Source organism: Rhizobium sp. SYY.PMSO (genome assembly GCF_046840415.1).
Lineage (GTDB): Bacteria > Pseudomonadota > Alphaproteobacteria > Rhizobiales > Rhizobiaceae > Rhizobium.
Genome location: NZ_CP177349.1, coordinates 1,203,807 through 1,225,239 on the forward strand (window position 1 = coordinate 1,203,807; position 21,433 = coordinate 1,225,239).

Consider the following 21,433-nt stretch of genomic DNA (forward strand, 5'->3'; position numbering starts at 1 on the left):
CCTTTGCGTTTTTGCGCATCGGACAGGAGTCGGGAATATGCAGCGACTTTTTTGATCGCAGCCCGCTTTGTCAGCGAATTGTGATTGCAGTGTCGGGCAAGGGGCTTAAAATCACGCCAATATGAACTAAGTTAGAGGTTCGGATATCCGGCCCGACCGAAGTGAAGATGCCAACCCCAGTGCCAAGTCGGAATGCGATAGCTTCTGCCGGATGATTTGAGGAATGAACGAAATGATCGCTGAGCCGATCCGGATGCAAAACAACAGCGAAAGGAATGGGGACAACGGAAATCGCGGGACCTCGGTGATTACACGCACCAAGCCCAAAACCAAAAAGCCCAACCTGTACCGCGTGCTGCTTCTGAATGACGACTATACGCCCATGGACTTTGTGATCCATATCCTGGAGCGTTTCTTTCAAAAGGATCTCGAGAGTGCCACCCGCATCATGCTTCATGTCCACAACCACGGCGTGGGCGAGTGCGGGATATATACATATGAAGTAGCCGAAACGAAGGTGAGCCAGGTGATGGATTTCGCCCGGCAGCACCAGCATCCGCTGCAATGTGTTATGGAAAAGAAGTGAGGATCTGAACGTGCCAACATTTTCGCCTAGTCTTGAGAAGGCGCTGCATCAGGCACTGACCTACGCGAACGAGCGGCATCACGAGTATGCCACGCTGGAACATCTGCTTTTGGCGCTGGTAGACGACGCCGATGCCGCAGCTGTCATGGGCGCGTGCAATGTTGATCTCGACGCGCTCCGTAAGACTCTGACTGAATACGTCGATAATGAATTGTCCAACCTGATCACGGGCTATGATGAGGACTCGAAGCCGACGTCCGGCTTCCAGCGCGTCATCCAGCGCGCCGTGATCCATGTGCAATCGTCCGGCCGCGAAGAAGTGACGGGCGCCAATGTTCTCGTTGCGATTTTTGCCGAACGGGAAAGCCATGCTGCCTTCTTCCTGCAGGAGCAGGAAATGACCCGCTACGACGCGGTCAACTACATTTCCCACGGCATCGGCAAGCGGCCGGGTTCCTCCCAGACCCGCACGCCGCGCGGTGCCGAAGATACCGAATCCGAAAGCAAGCCGACCTCCCGCGGCGAGCAGGAAGAGGGTAACAACAAGAAACAGCAGGACGCCCTCAAGGCCTACTGCGTCAACCTCAACGAGAAGGCCAAGAACGGCAAGATCGATCCGCTGATCGGCCGCAACTCCGAGGTCAACCGCACGATCCAGGTGCTGTGCCGCCGTTCGAAGAACAACCCGCTTTATGTCGGTGATCCCGGCGTGGGCAAGACGGCGATCGCCGAAGGCCTTGCCAAGCGGATCGTCGAGGGCAAGGTTCCCGAAGCGCTGGCCGACGCCACGATCTTTTCGCTCGACATGGGTACGCTGCTTGCCGGCACCCGCTATCGCGGCGATTTCGAAGAACGCCTGAAGCAGGTCGTCAAGGAGCTCGAAGAGTATCCGGGCGCCGTGCTGTTCATCGACGAGATCCACACCGTCATCGGCGCGGGCGCCACCTCCGGCGGTGCGATGGATGCGTCGAATCTGCTGAAGCCGGCACTTTCTTCGGGCGCGATCCGTTGCATCGGTTCCACCACCTACAAGGAATACCGCCAGTTCTTCGAAAAGGATCGGGCACTCGTCCGCCGCTTCCAGAAGATCGACGTCAACGAGCCGAGCATCGAGGATGCCATCGAAATCATGAAGGGCTTGAAGCCCTATTTCGAAGAGTATCATCACCTGCGCTACTCGAACGACGCCATCAAGACGGCCGTCGAGCTGTCGGCTCGCTATATCTCCGACCGCAAGCTGCCGGACAAGGCGATCGACGTCATCGACGAGACGGGTGCCGCGCAGATGCTGCTGCCACCGTCCAAGCGCCGCAAGCTGATCACCGAAAAGGAGATCGAGGCGACGATTGCGACCATGGCCCGTATTCCGCCGAAGACGGTCTCCAAGGATGACGAGATGGTTCTCGCCAACCTCGAACAGGAGCTGCGCTCGGTCGTCTACGGCCAGGATACGGCCATCGAAGCGCTCTCGACCTCGATCAAGCTGGCACGCGCCGGCCTGCGCGAGCCGAACAAGCCGATCGGCTGCTACGTCTTCTCCGGCCCGACCGGCGTCGGCAAGACGGAAGTCGCCAAGCAGCTTGCCTCCTCGCTCGGCGTCGAACTGCTGCGCTTCGATATGTCGGAATATATGGAGCGCCATACGGTCTCCCGCCTGCTCGGTGCGCCTCCCGGCTATGTCGGCTTCGACCAGGGCGGCCTGCTGACCGATGGCGTCGACCAGCATCCGCATAGCGTGGTTCTGCTCGACGAGATCGAGAAGGCGCATCCGGATATCTTCAATATCCTGCTGCAGGTCATGGACCACGGTGCACTGACCGACCACAACGGCAAGAAGATCGACTTCCGCAACGTCATCCTGATCATGACGACCAATGCGGGCGCTTCGGAAATGGCCAAGGCCGCTATCGGCTTCGGTTCGTCCAAGCGCACGGGTGAGGATGAGGAGGCGTTGAACCGCCTGTTCACGCCGGAATTCCGCAACCGTCTGGATGCGGTCATTCCCTTCGCGCCGCTGCCGACCACCGTTATCCACAAGGTCGTGCAGAAGTTCATCATGCAGCTGGAAGCGCAGCTTTCGGAACGCAACGTGACCTTCGACCTGCACGAGGACGCCATCGCCTGGCTGTCCGAGAAGGGCTACGACGACAAGATGGGCGCCCGTCCGCTGGCGCGCGTCATCCAGGAAAACATCAAGAAGCCGCTGGCGAACGAAATCCTGTTCGGCAAGCTGAAGAAGGGCGGCGTCGTCACCGTCACGGTCGGCAAGAAGGAAGACGGCTCGACCGGCATCCTGCTCGAGGCGATCGCAGACACCGCTCCGATCCGGCCGAAGCCGGAAGCCGAAGTCGGCGATATACCGGCCGAGGTGGAGGAGGACGACGGCGATACAGTCAAGACCCGCAGCCGTGTCGGCAAGGCGGGGACGGCGGCCGATAGCCGTCGTTCGGCAAAGACTTCGGCGGCCAGCGAAAGCGAAGAGCCGGAAGGCAAGTCGCCGCGCAAGGGCGGCGGCGCGGTCCCGAAGGTTCCGCGCAAATAGCCGACGATCGGTTGCCTGAAAAAAGTAAAACGGCTGCATTGGGAACAATGCAGCCGTTTTCATATGCTTATGCAGAAAATCTTAGAAATGACTTTAGGGCCTCAGCGCATCAGGGCAGCGCTTCGATGATCTTCCTGGCGTTTTCCGCCAGCACCGCACCATCCTCCATCTTGCCCGAGTGCGGCTTCAGCGCTACGCCTTCGAGCCGCGGGATCACATGGAAGTGCAGATGAAACACCGTCTGTCCCGCGGATGGCTCGTTGAACTGGGCGATGTAGACGCCATCGGCCTCGAAGGCTTCCTGAACGGCGATGGCAATCTTCTGAACGACCGTGATCGCGTGCTGCAAGGCGGCTGGATCGGCGTCGAGAATGTTGCGGGAAGGGGATTTGGGTACGACCAGCGTATGACCCGGCGATTGCGGCATCACATCCATGAAGGCGACTGTGTGCTCATCCTCGTAAACGCGATAGGAAGGGATATCGCCCTTCAGGATCTTCGCGAAGATATTGTTGTCGTCATAGGCGGGGCTGGTCATCCAGGGGCTCCTCGTCTGTGGTTGCGAGTATACGGAACGGCTAGATATCCTGCCGCTCGCCTTTACGGAAGGGGCTATGCTCGGTGAGAATTTCGCTCATCTCCTCGACCTGTTCGCGCTCGTGCTTCAGATAATCGGCAACGGCACGCCGCAGACCCTGATGGCCGATATAATGCGCCGAATGGGTGATGACCGGAAGATAGCCGCGAGCGAGCTTGTGCTCGCCCTGCGCTCCGGCCTCTACCCGCTTCAATCCCTTGCTCAGCGCGAAATCGATCGCCTGATGATAGCAAACCTCGAAATGCAGGAAGGGATGATCCTCGATGCAGCCCCAATGGCGGCCGTAGAGCGTTTCGCCGCCGATGAAATTGATGGCGCCGGCAATGTAGCGGCCCTCGCGCCTGGCCATGACGAGCAGGATATCGTCGGGCATGCGTTCGCCGATCAGCGAATAGAATGTCCGGGTAAGATAGGGGCGGCCCCATTTGCGGCTGCCCGTATCCATGTAGAAGGCGAAGAACTGATCCCATATGTTTTCGGTTAGATCGCTGCCGGTCAGCCAGTCGATGCTGATGCCATGCTCCAGCGCCGTGCGCCGCTCCTTCTTCAGCGCCTTGCGTTTGCGGGACGCCAGCGTTTCCAGGAACGCATCGTGATCGGCATAGCCTTCGTTGATGAAATGGAACTGCTGGTCGGTGCGGTGCAGGTAGCCATCGCCTTCGAAGACGGAAACCTCGTCCTCGGGCAGGAAGGTGATATGCGCGGAGGAGACGCCGAGCTGGCGGGTCACTTCTTTCAGGCTCTCGGCAAGCGCCGGCTGCATGACGCTTCGGTCCTGTCCCTCGGCGACGAGCAGCCGCGGCCCGGTGGCGGGGGTAAAGGGAATGGAGCATTGCAGCTTCGGATAATAGCGGCCGCCGGCGCGCTCGAAGGCATCGGCCCAGCCATGATCGAAGACGTATTCGCCCTGGCTATGGCTCTTCAGATAGCCGACAATGGCGCCGAGCAGCTCGCCGCCGTCGGTTTCCAGCAGCAGATGATTGCCGAGCCAGCCTGTCTTGTCGGTCGCGGAGCCGGACTCCTCGAGCGACGACAGGAAGGCGTGGGAGACAAAGGGATTGTATGGCAGGACGCTGCCTGTTCTCGACGCCCCGGCCAGCCTGGACCAGCTCTCCGGAGCGATGTTCTTGAAGGATCGTTCGACTCGAATGGATAATTCGTCTGTCATCAATTCTTGCGCTAGGAAAGAAGGGAGGGGCTCTCACCGCTGCGCCATGCACTCCGACAGGCGTGTTGCAGGTGCAGCGGCAATTTGCGTTTGCGCAAGGCCTCTCCTTCAATCGATCCCGATTTATGAGGCCAGGCGCGGATCAAAGCCTTCGAAGGTCATCTGGTCTGCATTGGCAAATGTATGTTTGCGGGCCGCTTCGTCGCGCACGGTCCAGGTGATGACCGGAATACCGCGCTGGCGCTGCGCCGTGATGAAAGGGTTCGGCAGGTGGCCATAGAAGTACGATATGAAGTCTAGCCCAAGATGCATGGCTTCGTCATGCTGAAAAAACGTCTCGGGCTTGTTTCCTTCCGCCGTAAGGCCGACCGGGTAGGGTGCGTCCAGGGCCTTGAGGTCTCTGAGCAGCCAGTGGTCGAAGCTCATCAGCGCGACATGGCCCTTGTAGCCCTCCAGCACTTCGAGAACCGATTCTGCAAAACCCTCGTCATCGCCCTCGCGTCCCTTGAGCTCCAGCACGAGCGGCACCTTGCCGTCGCAAAGCTGCAGGAGCTGCTTCAACGTCGGGATCTTGTCCTTGGTGCCGCCGATCGAGAGCAGCCCGAGCTCGGCGGAGGTGCGCTCGCGAACCTCGCCGGGCAGGTTGCAGACGCGCTGAAGATCGTCGTCATGGAAGACGACCGGCACGCCGTCCGAGGCATAATGCAGGTCGCACTCGATGGCAAAGCCCGCCTCGATGGCGCGGCTGAAGGCCGAAAGCGTGTTCTCCCAGACCTCTCTGTTCATGTCGTGATAGCCGCGGTGGGCGATGGGTCGCTCGGTCAGCCAGGCAAGCTTGCTCATCATGCGATTTCCAGAATGGCATCGATTTCGACGGCGGCATTCAGCGGCAGGGCTGCCATGCCGACGGCGGCGCGGGCATGCTTGCCGGCATCGCCCAATATGTTTGCCAGAAGATTCGAGGCGCCGTTGATCACAAGATGTTGCTCGACGAAATCAGGCATCGAGGCGACGAAGCCGTTCAGCTTGATCAGCCGCTTGATCCGGCCGAGATCGCCGCCGAGGGCCGCTTTTGCCTGGGCAAGAATATTGATGGCGCAGAGTTCGGCTGCGCGCTGGCCGCCGGCAACATCGACATCCTTGCCGAGGTGGCCGGTCACGCCGATCTTGCCGTTTTCCATCGGCAGCTGCCCGGACAGGTAGAGAAGATTGCCGCTGATGACATAGGGAACATAGTTGGCGGCAGGCGCTGCGGCCTGCGGCAGAACGATGCCCAGTTCCTTCAGGCGATCCTCGATAGCGTCGGACATTTTCATCTCCCGTTTTGTTGTAAAAACTTCAAAAATCCGGCATCAAGACTAAATTCCGTCACTTAGGATCGGCAGCCTCGTTTTAGCCGAAAGCGTTCTTATAACATCGCGTGCGAGTCCAACAGGAGATAATGAATGTTCCGCTCGAGTCTTGCTGCCGCCGTCGTTTCGGGGCTGGGCATTCTGTCGCTGGGAATACCTGTGGCCCACGCCGCAGGTCCGAGCGGGCTGATCGCACACCGGGCCGTCTACGATCTTGAGCTGAAGGATGCTTCCGATCGCTCCGGCATTTCCGGCATGGTCGGCCGCATGGTCTACGAATTCGAAGGCTCCGATTGCGCCGGGTTCACCACCAATTTCCGCTTCGTGACGAAGATCGACACGGGCGATTCCACCCGCGTCAGCGACCAGCAGACGACGACCTTCGAAGATCTCGGCAAGCGCCTGTTCCGCTTCGAGACCAAGTCCTATACCGACAACCAGCTCGACAAGGACGTACGCGGGGCTGCAAGCGACGACCAGAAGGGCATAAAGGTCGATCTGACCGAGCCGCACAACAAGCAGGTCGAGCTCATCCAGAGCCGCTTTCCGACGGAACATATGCTCGACATCATCCATAACGCCAAGCTCGGCAAGAATTTCTTCGAAGCGCAGGTTTTCGACGGTTCCGACGATGGCGACAAGCCGCTGATAGCGACCACCGTCGTCGGCAAGGAGCAGTCGCCTGCCACGGACGATCCCGATGCCGACAAGGCCGGCGCCTTCGCCAAGACGCCGTTCTGGCCGGTGACGGTCGCCTACTTCAACGAGAAGTCCACCGGCGACGCCACCCCCGTCTACCGCATGTCCTTCAAGCTTTACGAGAACGGCATAACGCGCGACCTCACCATGGATTACGGCGATTTCGTGCTGACCGGCAAGCTCACCAAGCTCGAGGTTCTCGATACGAAGGCGTGCCAGTAGCTCTTCACCGGGCGATATGTCCGGGGTAGCCGGCCATTGCGGTCGATTGGCGGAACCTCCCGCTTATGGGGCTCGTATCCGCCGACCGCTTCGGCTTAACGCCAATGTCATGCCGGCGTTGCTCGATAAATTGACCGGCTGAGGGCCGCGCGCGGTTATTTTTCGGCTGAAAGCCTTGCATTCCAAGCGAATCGAAGGTATGGGCACCCGCATTCCACACGTAAGGCATGGGATTGTCCGGGAGAAATCCGGATTTTTCCGCCCGGTGGCATTCTCGAAGAGGATGCTGTTCGCCTTGCGGAGGTTCAACCGGAAAAGGATACAAAGGCATGGCATTGCCCGATTTTTCTATGCGCCAGCTTCTCGAAGCAGGCGTTCACTTCGGCCACCAGACGCACCGCTGGAACCCGAAGATGAAGCCGTACATTTTCGGCGATCGTAACAACATCCACATCATCGACCTCGCCCAGACGGTTCCGATGCTGAGCCGCGCCCTGCAGGTCGTCAGCGACACCGTTGCCCGCGGCGGCCGCGTTCTGTTCGTCGGCACCAAGCGTCAGGCGTCCGAACTGATCGCCGACAGCGCGAAGCGTTCGGCTCAGTACTACGTCAACGCCCGCTGGCTCGGCGGCATGATGACCAACTGGAAGACGATCTCCAACTCGATCCAGCGTCTGCGCAAGCTCGACGAAATCCTCTCCGGCGAAGCCCAGGGCTTCACCAAGAAGGAGCGTCTGAACCTTGAGCGCGAACGTGAAAAGCTCGACAAGGCCCTCGGCGGTATCAAGGACATGGGCGGCACGCCGGACCTGATGTTCATCATCGACACCAACAAGGAAAAGATCGCGATCGACGAAGCCAAGCGCCTCGGCATCCCGGTCGTCGCCATCATCGACTCGAACTGCGATCCGGACCTGATCGACTATCCGATCCCGGGCAACGACGACGCCTCGCGCGCCATCGCCCTCTACTGCGACCTGATCTCGCGCGCCGCCATCGACGGTATCGCTCGCCAGCAGAGCGCATCGGGCCGCGACCTCGGCGCTTCCGAGGAAGCTCCGGTCGAGCCGACCCTGGCGGACGGCACCGAAGCCTGATCGCGCCACGAGGCGGGCATATACTTGCCCGCCCAAGCGCATTGACATCCGGGATAAGGCCGTTTGCGACTTCAACGAGTTCGAGCGGCCTTATCGCGTTTTGGATAACGTTTTGCCTGCTGCATAATTCCTGAAATCGAAATCGATTTAAGGGTGAAATTATGCAGTGGATTTAAAGCGCTACAGCGACCTTTGCGCATCACTTGCGACGCATGGCGCTGTAGGCGGTAAATCCAGGCATGCTCCAAACAGAATTCCACAGTATGACGCAGCTTCATAACGCTGTCATACTTACGGGTACATTTCGTCCCTCAAATCGGTGCCGCATCGGCTCAAAACCGCATGCCGCACCGTATGAACCGACAAGAGGAAGCTTATGACCGAGATTACGGCTGCACTGGTGAAGGAACTGCGCGAAAAGTCTGGCGCAGGTATGATGGACTGCAAGAAGGCGCTGACCGAAACCAACGGCGATATCGAAGCCGCGATCGACTGGCTGCGCGCCAAGGGCATCTCCAAGGCAGACAAGAAGTCCGGCCGCACCGCCGCTGAAGGCTTGATCGCCATTGCCGGCGCCGGTCACAAGGCCGTTGTCGTCGAGCTCAACTCCGAAACCGACTTCGTTGCCCGTAACGATGCCTTCCAGGACCTCGCTCGCGGCATCGCCGAAGTCGCGCTGTCCACCGACGGCACGGTCGAAGCCATTTCGGCTGCGACTTACCCGGCATCCGGAAAGCCGGTCGCCGACGCCATCAAGGACGCGATCGCCACCATCGGCGAGAACATGACGCTTCGTCGCGCCGCCAAGCTGGAAGTCGAGCACGGCGTCGTGGCGACCTACATCCATAACGCTGCCGGCGACGGCATCGGCAAGCTCGGCGTTCTGGTCGCCCTGAAGTCGGTCGGCGACAAGGCCGTCCTGACGTCGATCGGCCGCCAGGTTGCCATGCACGTTGCCGCTACCAACCCGCTGGCCATCCGTGCCGAAGAAGTCGATGCCGCGGTTGCCGAGCGCGAACGCAACGTCTTCATCGAGCAGTCCCGCGAATCCGGCAAGCCGGAAGCCATCATCGAAAAGATGGTGGAAGGCCGCATGCGCAAGTTCTTCGAGGAAGTTGCCCTTCTCTCGCAGGCTTTCGTCATCAACCCGGACCTGACCGTCGGCGCTGCCATCAAGGAAGCTGAAAAGGCTGCCGGCGCCCCGATCGAAATCACCGGCATGGCCCGCCTGCTCCTCGGCGAAGGCGTCGAGAAGGAAGAAAGCGACTTCGCTGCCGAAGTCGCGGCCGTCGCCAAGGGCTGATCGGTAAAAAGAAGCCATCTCCCGGATTGGTGAAACCATATCAGGGAAAACGTAAGGGCATCGCGTGACAACGCGGTGCCCTTCGTGTATCCGGCTTTTCACAATCATTCCCCGGTGATCACTTCAAGGAGCTACCATGTCCCAGCCGATCTACAAGCGCGTGTTGCTCAAGGCTTCCGGGGAAGCTCTGATGGGCAGTCAGGGATTCGGCATCGATGTGACGGTCGCCGACCGGATTGCGGGCGATATCGCACAGGCACGCGAAATGGGTGTCGAAGTCGGCGTCGTGGTGGGTGGCGGCAATATTTTCCGCGGCGTCGCCGTGGCCTCCAAGGGGGGAGACCGCGTGACCGGCGACCACATGGGCATGCTGGGCACCGTCATCAACGCGCTGGCTCTGGCGACCTCGCTGCGCAAGCTCAATATCGATACCGTCGTCCTCTCGGCTATCTCCATGCCGGAAATCTGCGAAAGCTTCTCGCAGCGCGCCACGCTCTATCATCTGTCGCTCGGCCGGGTGGTGATCTTTGCCGGGGGCACCGGCAACCCGTTCTTCACCACCGATTCCGCCGCAGCGCTGCGTGCCGCCGAGATGGGCGCTGAGGCAATCTTCAAGGGCACGCAGGTCGACGGCATCTATTCCGCCGATCCGAAGAAATTCCCCGATGCGGAGCGCTTCGACCATCTGACCCATAGTCAGGTGCTCGAGAAGGGGCTGGCCGTCATGGATGTGGCGGCCGTGGCACTCGCGCGCGAAAACGCCATTCCGATCGTCGTCTTCTCGATCCATGAGAAGGGCGGCTTTGCGGAAATCTTGACCGGCGGCGGCCGCAAGACCATCGTATCAGACAATTGACGTTCCTGTGGCGCCGGGAGCGTCCGGCGTCGCCTTATCAGACGGGAGTATAGACATGAGTGAAGGCACCGACCTCAAGGAACTGAAGCGCCGCATGGATGGCGCCATCGCTGCATTCAAGAGCGATATCGCCTCGCTGCGCACCGGGCGTGCATCCGCCAATATCCTGGATCCGGTCGTGATCGAAGCGTATGGTTCGCGCATGCCGCTGAACCAGGTTGCCAACATCACCGTGCCGGAGCCGCGCATGCTGACCGTTTCGGTGTGGGACAAGTCGATGGTCGGCGCAGTCGAGCGCGCGATCCGCGAATCCAATCTCGGCCTCAATCCCATCATGGATGGACAGAACCTGCGCATCCCGCTGCCGGAACTCAACGAAGAGCGTCGCCGCTCGCTGGTGAAGGTGGCCCATGAATATGCCGAAAAGGCGAAGGTGGCGATTCGCCATGTTCGCCGTGACGGTATGGACGGCCTCAAAAAGGCCGAAAAGGACGGCGTAATCGGTCAGGACGAGAGCCGCTCTCTCTCCGAACGTGTGCAGAAGATGACGGATGAGACGATTTCGGAAGTCGACCGCTTGCTCGCCGACAAAGAAAAGGAAATCATGCAGGTCTGATCGTATGCCGGGGAGTGTCGCGCTTTCGATATGCCAATATTGAAAGCGGCGATGGTGCCCTAGATTACGAGGCCAGAGCTTCTTTCCGCCGAACGAAACCGGACCCATATGTCAGCTCCTACGTTCTCTGTCGTACCCGAACACGTTGCCATCATCATGGATGGCAACGGTCGCTGGGCCAATGCGCGCGGCCTGCCGCGCACAATGGGCCACCGCAAGGGCGTGGAGGCCGTTCGCGAGACGGTGAGGGCTGCCGGCGATATCGGCATCAAATATCTGACGCTTTTCGCCTTCTCCTCGGAGAACTGGCGCCGTCCCGAGGCGGAGGTGAGCGATCTCCTCGGCCTCCTCAAGGCCTTCATCCGGCGGGATCTTGCCGAGCTTCACCGGCAGAATGTCCGGATTCGCGTCATCGGCGATCGCGGCGGCCTGCGCGGTGACATCCTGCCCCTGCTGCTCGAGGCGGAGGAGACCACCAGGAACAATACGGCCCTGACGCTGGTCATCGCCTTCAACTACGGCTCGCGCGACGAGATCACGCGTGCCTTCATAAGCCTTGCAAAGGATGTCGAGGCCGGGCGGTTGCGTCCGCAGGATATCAGTCCGGAACTGGTCGATGCCCGTCTGGACACCGCCGGAATTCCCGATCCCGACCTCATTATCCGCACGAGCGGCGAGGAGCGGCTCTCGAATTTCCTGCTGTGGCAGGCGGCCTATTCGGAATTCATGTTCGTGCCGGACTACTGGCCGGATTTCAATCGCGATCTGTTCTTCGCCGCGCTGGAGAAATATGCTGCGCGCGACCGGCGTTTTGGCGGTCTTTCCGCCAAGCAGGCGGCGGCCGTGGGGTCCTGATGAATCGCGAACTCAGGCTGCGCATTGTTTCAGGCATCATCCTTGCCGTCGTCGTTCTTGCCGCCACATGGTTCGGAGGTCTCGGCTTTCGCCTTCTGGCGGCGGTAATCGGCCTGCTCGTCTACTATGAATGGTCGACGATAACGGATTTGCATGGCCGCGACCCGCAGGGCAACGCGCTCGGTTGGCTTGCGCTCGTGCTGATCGCCGGCGCGACGGTCCTGGGCGAATCCGTCTATTCCATCGAGGTTCTGGCCGCCTTCGTCGCCGTCACGGCGATCATGGTCGGCATTCGCGGCAAAAGCTGGTGGCTGCCGGGTGGCATATTCTATTCCGGATTGACGGCGATTGCCCTTGCGGAGATGCGGGACGACGACCTGCGCGGCTTCGTGCTGATGCTGTTCGTTTTCGCGACGGTGTGGGCGACGGATATTTTCGCCTATTTCGTCGGCCGAGCCATCGGAGGGCCGAAGCTTGCCCCGCGTATATCGCCGGGTAAGACATGGTCGGGCGCGATCGGCGGCGCCATCGCGGCCGTCCTTGCCGGAACCGCGGTCGTCTGGAGCTTTTTTTCCGCCGAGGATTTGAGGATTCCCATCCTTGCCCTGGTGCTTTCCGTCTGCAGCCAGAGCGGCGATCTGTTCGAGTCATTCATCAAGCGCAAGTTCGGCGTAAAGGACTCGAGCCATCTCATTCCCGGCCATGGCGGGGTCATGGATCGCGTCGATGGACTAATTTTTGCTTGTTTTGCAGCGTTTTTGTTGGCTATCGTAATGTCGCTGACAATGAGCGGCGAGACCTTTTCATTGGGCGGCGTTCTGCTCGGGGTCTGAAATTAACACGAACAGGATCGTTGCATGGGTAGCGCGGCTAGCTTGATCGGTTTCTTGACGAACAACGTCATTACGTTTGTCTTCGTCCTGTCGCTGCTCGTTTTCGTGCACGAGATGGGCCACTATCTGGTCGGCCGCTGGTCGGGTATCCGCGTCATGGCCTTCTCGATCGGCTTCGGGCCGGAAATTGCCGGCTTCACGGACCGACATGGCACGCGCTGGAAGCTTTCGCTGATTCCGCTCGGCGGTTACGTGCGCTTCTTCGGCGACGAGGACGCCTCCAGCAAGACCGACGTGGATCAGCTTGCAGCCATGACGGAGGAAGAGCGCGCTCATTCCTTTGCCGGCGCCAGGCTCTGGAAACGGGCCGCGACGGTTGCCGCCGGTCCGATTGCGAATTTCCTTCTTGCCATCGTGATCTTCGCGGTACTTTTCAGCATCTATGGCCGCACGGTCGCCGATCCTGTCGTTGCCATGGTGACGCGTGACGGCGCGGCGGCGGAAGCCGGAATCGAACCGGGCGATCGCCTTGTTGCCATCGACGGTGCCAAGGTGGCCACCTTCGATGAGGTGCAGCGCTATGTCGGCCTGCGCCCTGGCCGTACGATCGTGCTGACCGTCGAGCGCGACGGCCAGAACCGCGACTTCCGGATCGTCCCGAAGCTGGTGGAAGACACCGATCAATTCGGCAACAAGATGGAGATGGGTCGCATCGGCATCGCTCTGGTCGATCCGGTCGTCACTGCGGTGGAGCCGGCCGGACCGGCGGCAAAGGCCGGCGTGCTGGCGGGGGATCGCCTGATCGCGGTCGACGGCAAGAATGTCGCAACCTATTACGATATTGGCCGCTACGTGTCCGAGCACCCCGGCAAGAACATCGTGCTCACCATACAGCGCAACGGTGCAATACGCGATTTCCCGATGATGACCGATACGCTGGTCGATACGGCCGCGTCCGGTGACAAGAAGGATGTCGGCAACATCGGCATTGCGCCGATCGATCCGCTGGTGGCATCGATCGCCTCCGACAGCCCGGCCCAGGCGGCGGGTCTTGAAGTCGGTGATCGCATTCTTTCTGTGGATGGACGGGAAATCGGCTCCATTGGTGAAGTGCAGCGCTCCGCAGCGGCTCACGCCGACAAGCCCATGACGATGACGGTCAAGCGCGATGGCCAGACGCGCGAGGTAACGGTCACGCCGAGGAAATCGGAAGAGACCGATGCTTTCGGCGCCCGGACGCAGATCGCCACCATCGGCATCACCGATGGTCAGAAGCCGATCAGGCTGCGCTACGAGGCATATGGGCCGCTACAGGCGCTGTCCGAAGGCGTGAAGCAGACCGCCAGCATCGTTTCCGGCACCTTCGAATATATCGGCAATGTCATCGGCGGCTACATGAAAGCCGATCAGCTCGGCGGCCCCATTCGGGTTGCACAGCTGTCGGGTCAGATGGCAACCCTGGGTTTTGCCGCCGTGTTGCAATTCGCCGCCATACTTTCTGTTTCAATAGGGTTATTAAATTTGATGCCCGTGCCGGTACTTGATGGCGGGCATCTGATGTTCTATGCGATTGAAGCCGTAAGGGGAAAACCTCTGGGTGCACGGGCACAGGATATCGCTTTCCGGATTGGGTTTGCGATGGTGCTCTCGCTCATGGTGTTTGCGACGTGGAACGATATTAGTTCCCGAATAGGCTAGTGGGGCAACGAGAGAGGAAATTACGATTTATTTACGATGTTTCAAAGCTGTAGTGGCGAATGAGCCACGCTTTGAAATGAAGTAAACAGAAATTAACGTGCTCCCTTGCTTGTATGTCAAAAGCGGGTAAAACGACACACGTGGCCGGAATCGGGTTCGCTCGGGGCTGGGGACGATTGAAAAAAGGTAAGAAGTGAAATGAAGGCTGGTTCAAAATTTTTGAACGCAGTGTCGGCGGTAGCGCTGTCTGCTGGTGTTGTTGCGTCGGGCGCTGGTGTTCTCACACTTGCCTCTGCTTCAGTCGCGGAAGCAGCTGTCATTCAGCGGGTTGACGTTCGTGGTGCTGAACGCGTCGGTGAGGCGGCTGTTCGTGACAATATCACGATCAAGCCCGGTAAGAGCTTCTCTGCCGGTGACATCGATGCTTCGGTAAAGCAACTTTATGCGACCGGATATTTCTCCGACGTCCATATCACCGTTGCCGGCAGCTCCCTGATCATATCGGTCAAGGAAAACAAGCTGATCAATGCCGTTGTCTTCAATGGCAACCGCAAGATCAAGGACGACAAGCTTCAGGGCATCGTCCAGACTCATTCGGCCGGGCCGTACAATGAGGCGACCGTTCAGGCTGACATCAAGACCATCAAGGATGCCTACGCCACCATCGGCCGCAACGACGTGCAGGTGACGACGCAGACCGCCGAGGTTTCCCCGGGTCGCCTCAACGTGGCTTTCGTCATCAACGAGGGCGATCGTACCAAGATCGATAAAATCAATTTCTCGGGCAATCAGGCCTACGGCAGCGGTCGCCTTGCTTCGGTCATCAGCACCAAGAAGAGCAACTTCCTGTCGTTCCTGACCCGTAAGGACGTCTACAGCCCTGAGCGTCAGCAGGCCGACCAGGATGCGCTGCGCCAGTTCTACTACAATCACGGCTATGCCGACTTCCGCATCGTCAGCGCCGACGCGACGCTGAACGAGCAGAACAACGAATACACGCTGAACTTCAATGTCGACGAAGGTCCGCGTTACACCTACGGCGACATCAACGTCATTTCGACGGTAGATGGCGTCAACGCCGATGAGCTGAAGGGCCTGGTCATCACCCACAAGGGCGATGTCTACAGCGCCAAGGACATCCAGACCTCGATCGAGAACATTTCCAAGCGCGTGGCATCCGCGGGCTATCCGTTCGCCCGTATCACGCCGCGCGGCAACCGCGATCTGTCCGGACACACCATCGGTATCGAGTATCTGGTCGACCAGGGCGAGCGTGCCTATGTCGAGCGCATCGAGATCCGTGGCAACACCCGTACGCGCGATTACGTCATCCGCCGCGAGTTCGACCTCAATGAAGGCGATGCCTTCAACCAGGAAATGATCACGCGCGCCAAGCGCCGCCTCGACGCTCTCGGCTACTTCACCAAGGTCGACATCACGACGGCTCAGGGCAGCGCTCCGGATCGCGTGGTTGTTATCGTCAACGTCGAAGACCAGCCGACCGGCTCGTTCGGTATCGGTGCGGGTTACGCCGTCGGCAACAACGGCGGCCTGCTGCTGGAAGCTTCGGTCGAGGAAAAGAACTTCCTCGGTCGCGGTCAGTACATCCGCGTCGCGGCTGGTGCCGGTACTGAAGGTAATCGTACCTACAACATCTCGTTCACCGAACCCTACTTCCTTGGCTATCGCCTGGCTGCCGGTTTCGATATCTTCAAGAACCAGACGTCGAGCGACGATTACTACGACTATTCGGAAGAAGGCTTCTCGCTGCGCGTGACTGCGCCGATCACCGAGAATTTTGCGACGACCCTGCGCTATAACTACAAGCGCCTGACTTACGACGGCACGAACGACTGGCAGGATCACCTGTCGGCCCCGTACCTCAATCTCGTCGAGAACGGCCCCTGGGTTCAGTCGACGGTTTCGCAGACCTTCACCTACAACACGCTGGATGACCAGAATCTGCCGCGTGAAGGTATCATCGCCAAGTTCACGCATGAATATGCCGGTCTCGGCGGCGATTCCGACTTCTACAAGCTGAGCGGCAAGGCTCGTTACTATCAGATGATCAGTGACGAAGCCGATATCATCGGCTCGCTGACGGTCGGTGCCGGTTATGTGATGCCGACAGACGGCAAGCTGAACGTCTTCGATCAGTTCACGCTCGGTGGCCGTGAAATCCGCGGCTTCGAGAATGCCGGTATCGGACCGCGTTCGTCGCATGGCGATCCGCTCGGTGGCACGACCTACTTCACCGCTTCGGCTGAAGCGAGCATGCCGATGCCGGGTGTTCCGCAGGATATCGGTCTGCGCATCGCAGCCTTTGCGGATGCTGGCTCGCTCTACGGCAACAAGGCGAATCTCTTCGGCGATACGCTTCACAACGACAACTCGATCCGCGCCTCGCTTGGTGCAGGTCTGATCTGGTCGTCGCCGTTCGGTGTCATCCGTGTCGACTATGCCGTACCGGTTCTCAAGGAAGACTACGACAAGGTTGAGAATTTCCGGTTTGGCATCGCCAACCAGTTCTGATATCGGCAGTCCAGAACTGCGGGCTTGAACACCGTTCTGGAGCTGGTGCTTATATGGATCATACACGTTTTTTCCCGTCCCATGGTGGCGTCAGCTTGAAGCAGCTGGCGGAATATCTTGGGGCGGAACTGGCTGATACGGCCTCTTCGGAGGTCGTCATCAGATCAATCGCCCCCGTTTATCGGGCGGGCGAGGGTGATATTTGCTATATCCTCTCCCGAAAGAATCGCGGCGAGCTGGAAACCTGCAAGGCTTCTGCCATCATTTGCTTGCCGGCGCTGAAATCTTTCGTTCCCGCGCATATCCCGGTACTTCTTTCGAGGAAACCGCATACGGATTTTGCCATTGCCGGCGGGCTGCTGCATCCGGAGGCCATGCGGCCGGTCGTGTTCACATCGACCCCGGCAACGATCTCGCCCGCCGCGATGATCGATGCGACAGCCAAGCTGGAGGCCAATATCGGCGTCGAGCCTGGCGCCGTCATCGGTGCAGGCGCCGAGATCGGCGAAGGGACGTATATCGGTGCCAATGCCCTGATCGGGCCGGGCGTGAAGATCGGTCGCAATTGCAGCATCGGTGGTGGAGCGAGCGTGCTCTGCGCCTATCTCGGCAACGGCGTTATCATCCACAATGGCGCGCGCATCGGGCAGGACGGTTTCGGATATGCACCGGGCCCGCGCGGCATGGTGAAAATCGTGCAGATCGGCCGTGTCATCATTCAGGACAATGTCGAGATCGGCGCCAATACGACGATCGATCGCGGCACCATGGACGACACCGTGATCGGCGAAGGCACCAAGATCGACAATCAGGTACAGATCGGACATAACGTCCGGATCGGTCGGCATTGTGCTATTGTCAGCCAGGTCGGCATCGCCGGTAGCACGGTGATCGGCGATGGCGTGCAGATCGGCGGTCAGGCTGGCCTCAACGGGCATATCCACATCGGCGACGGCGTTCAGATCGGCGCCAAGAGCGGCGTGATGAACAGTATTCCCGCAGGCGAGCGCTACGCGGGTCTCCCAGCGCGGCCGCTGTGGGATTTTCTAAGGGAATCGGCGGAGATCGCGAAGCGGTCAGGAGCCAGGGAAAAGAAAGACGGGAGTGCGGAGCATGACTGAGGAAGCCAAGACGTCGCTGTCGTCGGCTGACATCATTGAGATTATGAAGCTTTTGCCGCATCGCTATCCTTTCTTGATGGTCGACAGGATCATCGAGATCGATAGCGACAACTCCGCGATCGGCATCAAGAACGTGACGGCGAACGAGCCGCAATTCATGGGGCATTTCCCGGGTTCCCCGATCATGCCGGGTGTGCTGCTCATCGAGGGCATGGCGCAGACCGCCGGCGCGATCTGCGCCCGCAAGGACGGCATCGGCGGTAACCTCGTCTATTTCATGACGATCGACAACGCCCGCTTCCGCAAGCCGGTCGTTCCCGGCGACCGCGTCGAATTCCATGTCGTCAAGCTCAAGCAGCGCGGTACGATCTGGAAGTTCCATTGCGACGCCAAGGTCGATGGCTCTCTGGTCGCGGAAGCCGATATCGGAGCGATGATCGTCAGGAAGGATCAGGACGAGGCATGAGCACCATCGCAAAAAGCGCGAGCATCCATAAGTTCGCGGTCGTTGAGGATGGTGCCATCATCGGCGAGAACGTCGTGGTCGGACCCTTTTGCCATGTCGGCCCCAAGGTCGTATTGCACGAGAATGTCCATCTGCTGACCCATGCCGTCGTTACCGGTCGCACGACGATCGGCAAGGGAACGAAGATATTTCCGATGGCCGTTGTCGGTGGTGATCCGCAGAGCGTTCATCACGGCGGCGAGGAGACGACGCTCGATGTCGGCGAAAACTGCACGATCCGGGAAGGCGTGACGATCAATACCGGCACAGCCGATTACGGCGGCAAGACGATCGTCGGCAACAACAATCTGTTCCTTGCCAATTCGCATGTGGCTCACGATTGTCGCGTCGGCAACAACGTCATCATGTCCAACAACGTCATGCTGGCGGGGCATGTGGTCGTCGGAGATCGCGCCATTCTCGGCGGCGGTTGCGCGGTGCATCAGTTCACCCGCATCGGCCGCCAGGCTTTCATCGGCGGACTTTCGGCTGCAAGCTACGACGTCATTCCTTACGGCATGTTGAACGGCAATCCGGGCGTACTCTCGGGTTTGAATATCGTCGGCATGTCGCGCGCAGGCATAGATCGTGCAGCCATCCACAGGGTTCGACGCGCCTACAAGGCCATCTTCGAAGGCGAGGGTTCGATCCGTGACAATGCTGCCGCGATCCGCGGCGAATATGCCGATTGCAAGGAAGTGATCGAGATCCTCGATTTCATCGCAGCCGATAGCGACCGCGCGCTGTCGTCCCCCAATCGCGGCAAGAGCTGACGTGGTTTCGGCCGGCCAGGGCGGCAAAGGCAGGCTGGCGATCATCGCAGGCAGTGGCCTTCTGCCGGTTTACGTCGCCGATGCAGCTCGTCAGGCCGGTGAGAACCCCGTCATTATCGCATTGACGGATGAGGCGGATCGGGATTGGTCCGCCTTTGATCATGCCAATCTCGGCGTCGGCAATTTCGCAGGCCTTGAGGCGATGTTTCGCCGGCATGGCGTGGATCGCGTCGTGATGTCGGGCGGCGTGGCAAGGCGTCCGTCCTGGCGACAGGTGCATCCGACCTGGCGCGTCATCAAGGAACTGCCCTCGACCATACGCACTCTTCTTTCGGGTGGCGACAATGCCGTTCTGCAAATGGTCATTCGATTGATCGAGGCAGGCGGCGTTCGCGTCGTCGGCGCGCATGAGATCGCGCCCGACCTGCTGGCGGCGACCGGTCCGCTGGGGCGATTGTCTCCGTCCGAGGAGGATCTGCGGGATATCGCGCAGGGAGCCAAGGCAGCCGATGCGCTCGGTCTTCTGGATGTCGGGCAGGGCGCGGTCAGTGTCGGCGGCCGCGTTGTCGCGCTTGAAGGCGCCGAAGGCACGGATTTGATGATCGAGCGGGTTGCCGAGTTGCGGGCGGCCGGGCGTATATCGACGCGCCGGCGCGGTGTGCTCGTAAAGCTCTGCAAGCCACAGCAGGATGTCCGCGCCGACCTTCCCTCCATTGGAGCCTCTACGGTGCTGAACGCCAGGAAGGCGGGCCTTGCCGGCATTGCTGTGGAAGCTGGCCGAGCCCTGATTCTCGATAGGCAAGCCGTCATCGCGGCTGCCGATGAGGCCGGCATTTTTGTTTGCGGCATTGACCGCGGGCTCGGCACGGAGGGTTTCATGTGAGTACGCCATTGAAGCTTGCCGTCGTCGCGGGAGAGGTTTCCGGTGATCTGCTGGGCGGCGATCTCGTCGCCTCGCTGAAGCGGCGTTACGATGGGCCGGTCGAGCTGGTAGGCGTCGGCGGCGAGGCTCTGGAAGCGCAGGGCTTGCGCTCGCTCTTCGATTACTCCGAACTTTCGATCATGGGCTTCATACAGGTCATCAAGCGGCTGCCGAAGCTGCTTGCCCGCATCCGACAGACGGCCGATGCCATTATCGCCGCCGAGCCTGACGTGCTTCTGATCATCGATAGCCCTGATTTCACTCATCGCGTCGCGAAGCGGGTGCGCAAGGCATTGCCCGCTCTCCCGATCGTCGATTACGTCTGCCCCAGCGTCTGGGCGTGGAAGGAATATCGCGCGCAGCAGATGCTTGCCTATGTCGATCATGTGCTGGCCGTCTTGCCGTTCGAGCCTGCCGCCATGCAGCGTCTGGGCGGCCCGGCGACGACCTATGTCGGCCACCGTCTGACGGTCGATGCCGACTTGCTGGAGACGCGCCGCCTGCGTGCCCTGCATAAGGCGGATGCTGCCGACGCGCAAAAGACCATCCTTCTTCTGCCCGGATCGCGGGCTTCGGAAATCCGTCAGCTTCTGCCGGTTTTCAAACAGGCTACCGAAGAGTTTAGCCGGCGAAATGATGCCATCCGCTACCTGCTCCCGACGGTGCCGAAGCAGGAAGCCCTGGTACGCTCTCTTCTCGATAGCTGGAGCGTCAAGCCGGATATCCTCGTTGGCCAGGATGCAAAGTGGAAAGCTTTCGCGCAGGCGGATGCGGCCATGGCGGCATCCGGTACGGTAATCCTGGAACTGGGCCTTGCCAGTGTTCCCGTGGTTTCGACCTACAAGACCGAGTGGCTTGCCAAATTCGTGATGTCGCGCATCAAAGTGTGGACGGCGGCCCTGCCGAACCTGATCGCCGATTACGCCGTCTTGCCCGAGCTTATCAACGACGTGTTGCGGCCTGGCCTTCTGGCTCGCTACATGGAACGACTGTCGAGCGACACTCCGGAGCGCAGGGCCATGCTGACGGGCTATGATTTGGTCTGGCAGCGCATGCAGACCGAAGAGCCGCCCGGCGACAAGGCGGCGCAGATTGTTCTGGATATTCTCGCCAATAAAAAAACCGGTCATCTCTGACCGGTTTTTTTGTTTCATT

At 60.0% G+C, this 21,433-nt stretch carries 20 protein-coding genes; 16 read left to right on the plus strand and 4 right to left on the minus strand.

Annotation, left to right across the window (positions count from 1 at the left end):
- The first annotated feature begins 232 nt into the window (after positions 1–232).
- Both clpS and clpA read left to right on the plus strand, forming a co-directional pair.
- Positions 233–586 (plus strand): ATP-dependent Clp protease adapter ClpS, encoded by a 354-nt coding sequence (gene clpS, locus ACJJVH_RS05865; RefSeq protein ID WP_069612294.1) that lies wholly within the window; start codon positions 233–235, stop codon positions 584–586.
- Positions 587–596: 10 nt separating this feature from the next.
- Positions 597–3,128, plus strand: coding sequence for an ATP-dependent Clp protease ATP-binding subunit ClpA (gene clpA / locus ACJJVH_RS05870; protein ID WP_112796280.1), 2,532 nt, complete (start codon positions 597–599; stop codon positions 3,126–3,128).
- A 109-nt stretch (positions 3,129–3,237) separates the two neighbouring features.
- Here the strand turns inward: clpA and ACJJVH_RS05875 are convergent, their stop codons facing one another.
- From ACJJVH_RS05875 to ACJJVH_RS05890, 4 genes are all read right to left on the minus strand, one after another.
- Entirely contained in the window at positions 3,238–3,666 is a 429-nt protein-coding gene (locus ACJJVH_RS05875) for an HIT family protein (protein WP_112796279.1), read from the minus strand.
- Positions 3,667–3,706: 40 nt separating this feature from the next.
- The gene (locus tag ACJJVH_RS05880; RefSeq protein ID WP_113357999.1) at positions 3,707–4,894 is read right to left on the minus strand and encodes a GNAT family N-acetyltransferase; all 1,188 of its coding nucleotides are present in this window, start codon (positions 4,892–4,894) and stop codon (positions 3,707–3,709) included.
- Between the two features lie 123 nt (positions 4,895–5,017).
- Positions 5,018–5,737, minus strand: a complete 720-nt coding sequence (locus ACJJVH_RS05885) for a glycerophosphodiester phosphodiesterase (protein WP_113393687.1) — start codon at positions 5,735–5,737, stop codon at positions 5,018–5,020.
- A complete protein-coding gene (locus ACJJVH_RS05890; protein ID WP_112796476.1) occupies positions 5,737–6,204 on the minus strand; it encodes a RidA family protein in 468 nt (155 codons plus the stop codon). Before ACJJVH_RS05890 ends, ACJJVH_RS05885 begins: the two co-directional genes overlap by 1 nt.
- A gap of 135 nt (positions 6,205–6,339) precedes the next feature.
- Here ACJJVH_RS05890 and ACJJVH_RS05895 point away from each other — a divergent pair, with 135 nt between their 5' ends.
- From ACJJVH_RS05895 to lpxB, 14 genes are all read left to right on the plus strand, one after another.
- Positions 6,340–7,167, plus strand: coding sequence for a cell envelope integrity EipB family protein (locus ACJJVH_RS05895; RefSeq protein WP_112796276.1), 828 nt, complete (start codon positions 6,340–6,342; stop codon positions 7,165–7,167).
- Between the two features lie 329 nt (positions 7,168–7,496).
- Positions 7,497–8,264, plus strand: a complete 768-nt coding sequence (rpsB, locus tag ACJJVH_RS05900; protein WP_047633284.1) for a 30S ribosomal protein S2 — start codon at positions 7,497–7,499, stop codon at positions 8,262–8,264.
- A gap of 376 nt (positions 8,265–8,640) precedes the next feature.
- Positions 8,641–9,567, plus strand: a complete 927-nt coding sequence (tsf, locus tag ACJJVH_RS05905) for a translation elongation factor Ts (protein ID WP_112796274.1) — start codon at positions 8,641–8,643, stop codon at positions 9,565–9,567.
- 136 nt (positions 9,568–9,703) lie between these two features.
- Positions 9,704–10,423 (plus strand): UMP kinase, encoded by a 720-nt coding sequence (gene pyrH, locus ACJJVH_RS05910; RefSeq protein WP_112796272.1) that lies wholly within the window; start codon positions 9,704–9,706, stop codon positions 10,421–10,423.
- 55 nt (positions 10,424–10,478) lie between these two features.
- The gene (gene frr / locus ACJJVH_RS05915) at positions 10,479–11,039 is read left to right on the plus strand and encodes a ribosome recycling factor (RefSeq protein WP_112796270.1); all 561 of its coding nucleotides are present in this window, start codon (positions 10,479–10,481) and stop codon (positions 11,037–11,039) included.
- A gap of 108 nt (positions 11,040–11,147) precedes the next feature.
- A complete protein-coding gene (locus ACJJVH_RS05920) occupies positions 11,148–11,894 on the plus strand; it encodes an isoprenyl transferase (RefSeq protein WP_112796268.1) in 747 nt (248 codons plus the stop codon).
- Positions 11,894–12,727, plus strand: a complete 834-nt coding sequence (locus ACJJVH_RS05925) for a phosphatidate cytidylyltransferase (protein WP_412064894.1) — start codon at positions 11,894–11,896, stop codon at positions 12,725–12,727. Before ACJJVH_RS05920 ends, ACJJVH_RS05925 begins: the two co-directional genes overlap by 1 nt.
- A 24-nt stretch (positions 12,728–12,751) precedes the next feature.
- Complete coding sequence (gene rseP, locus ACJJVH_RS05930) at positions 12,752–14,425, plus strand: RIP metalloprotease RseP (protein WP_412064895.1); 1,674 nt, start codon at positions 12,752–12,754, stop codon at positions 14,423–14,425.
- 198 nt (positions 14,426–14,623) lie between these two features.
- Positions 14,624–16,957, plus strand: a complete 2,334-nt coding sequence (gene bamA, locus ACJJVH_RS05935; protein WP_112796262.1) for an outer membrane protein assembly factor BamA — start codon at positions 14,624–14,626, stop codon at positions 16,955–16,957.
- 53 nt (positions 16,958–17,010) lie between these two features.
- Positions 17,011–18,078: a UDP-3-O-(3-hydroxymyristoyl)glucosamine N-acyltransferase gene (gene lpxD / locus ACJJVH_RS05940; protein ID WP_412064896.1), complete on the plus strand. Its 1,068-nt coding sequence runs from the start codon at positions 17,011–17,013 to the stop codon at positions 18,076–18,078.
- Positions 18,071–18,544 carry a 3-hydroxyacyl-ACP dehydratase FabZ gene (gene fabZ / locus ACJJVH_RS05945; RefSeq protein WP_112796258.1) on the plus strand — a complete coding sequence of 158 codons (474 nt, stop codon included), beginning with the start codon at positions 18,071–18,073 and terminating at the stop codon, positions 18,542–18,544. Before lpxD ends, fabZ begins: the two co-directional genes overlap by 8 nt.
- Complete coding sequence (lpxA, locus tag ACJJVH_RS05950) at positions 18,541–19,356, plus strand: acyl-ACP--UDP-N-acetylglucosamine O-acyltransferase (protein ID WP_113358004.1); 816 nt, start codon at positions 18,541–18,543, stop codon at positions 19,354–19,356. Before fabZ ends, lpxA begins: the two co-directional genes overlap by 4 nt.
- A gap of 1 nt (position 19,357) precedes the next feature.
- On the plus strand, positions 19,358–20,239 hold the full coding sequence (locus ACJJVH_RS05955; RefSeq protein ID WP_412064897.1) for an LpxI family protein: 882 nt from the start codon (positions 19,358–19,360) through the stop codon (positions 20,237–20,239).
- Positions 20,236–21,414: a lipid-A-disaccharide synthase gene (lpxB, locus tag ACJJVH_RS05960; protein WP_412064898.1), complete on the plus strand. Its 1,179-nt coding sequence runs from the start codon at positions 20,236–20,238 to the stop codon at positions 21,412–21,414. Before ACJJVH_RS05955 ends, lpxB begins: the two co-directional genes overlap by 4 nt.
- The last annotated feature ends 19 nt before the right edge of the window (positions 21,415–21,433 follow it).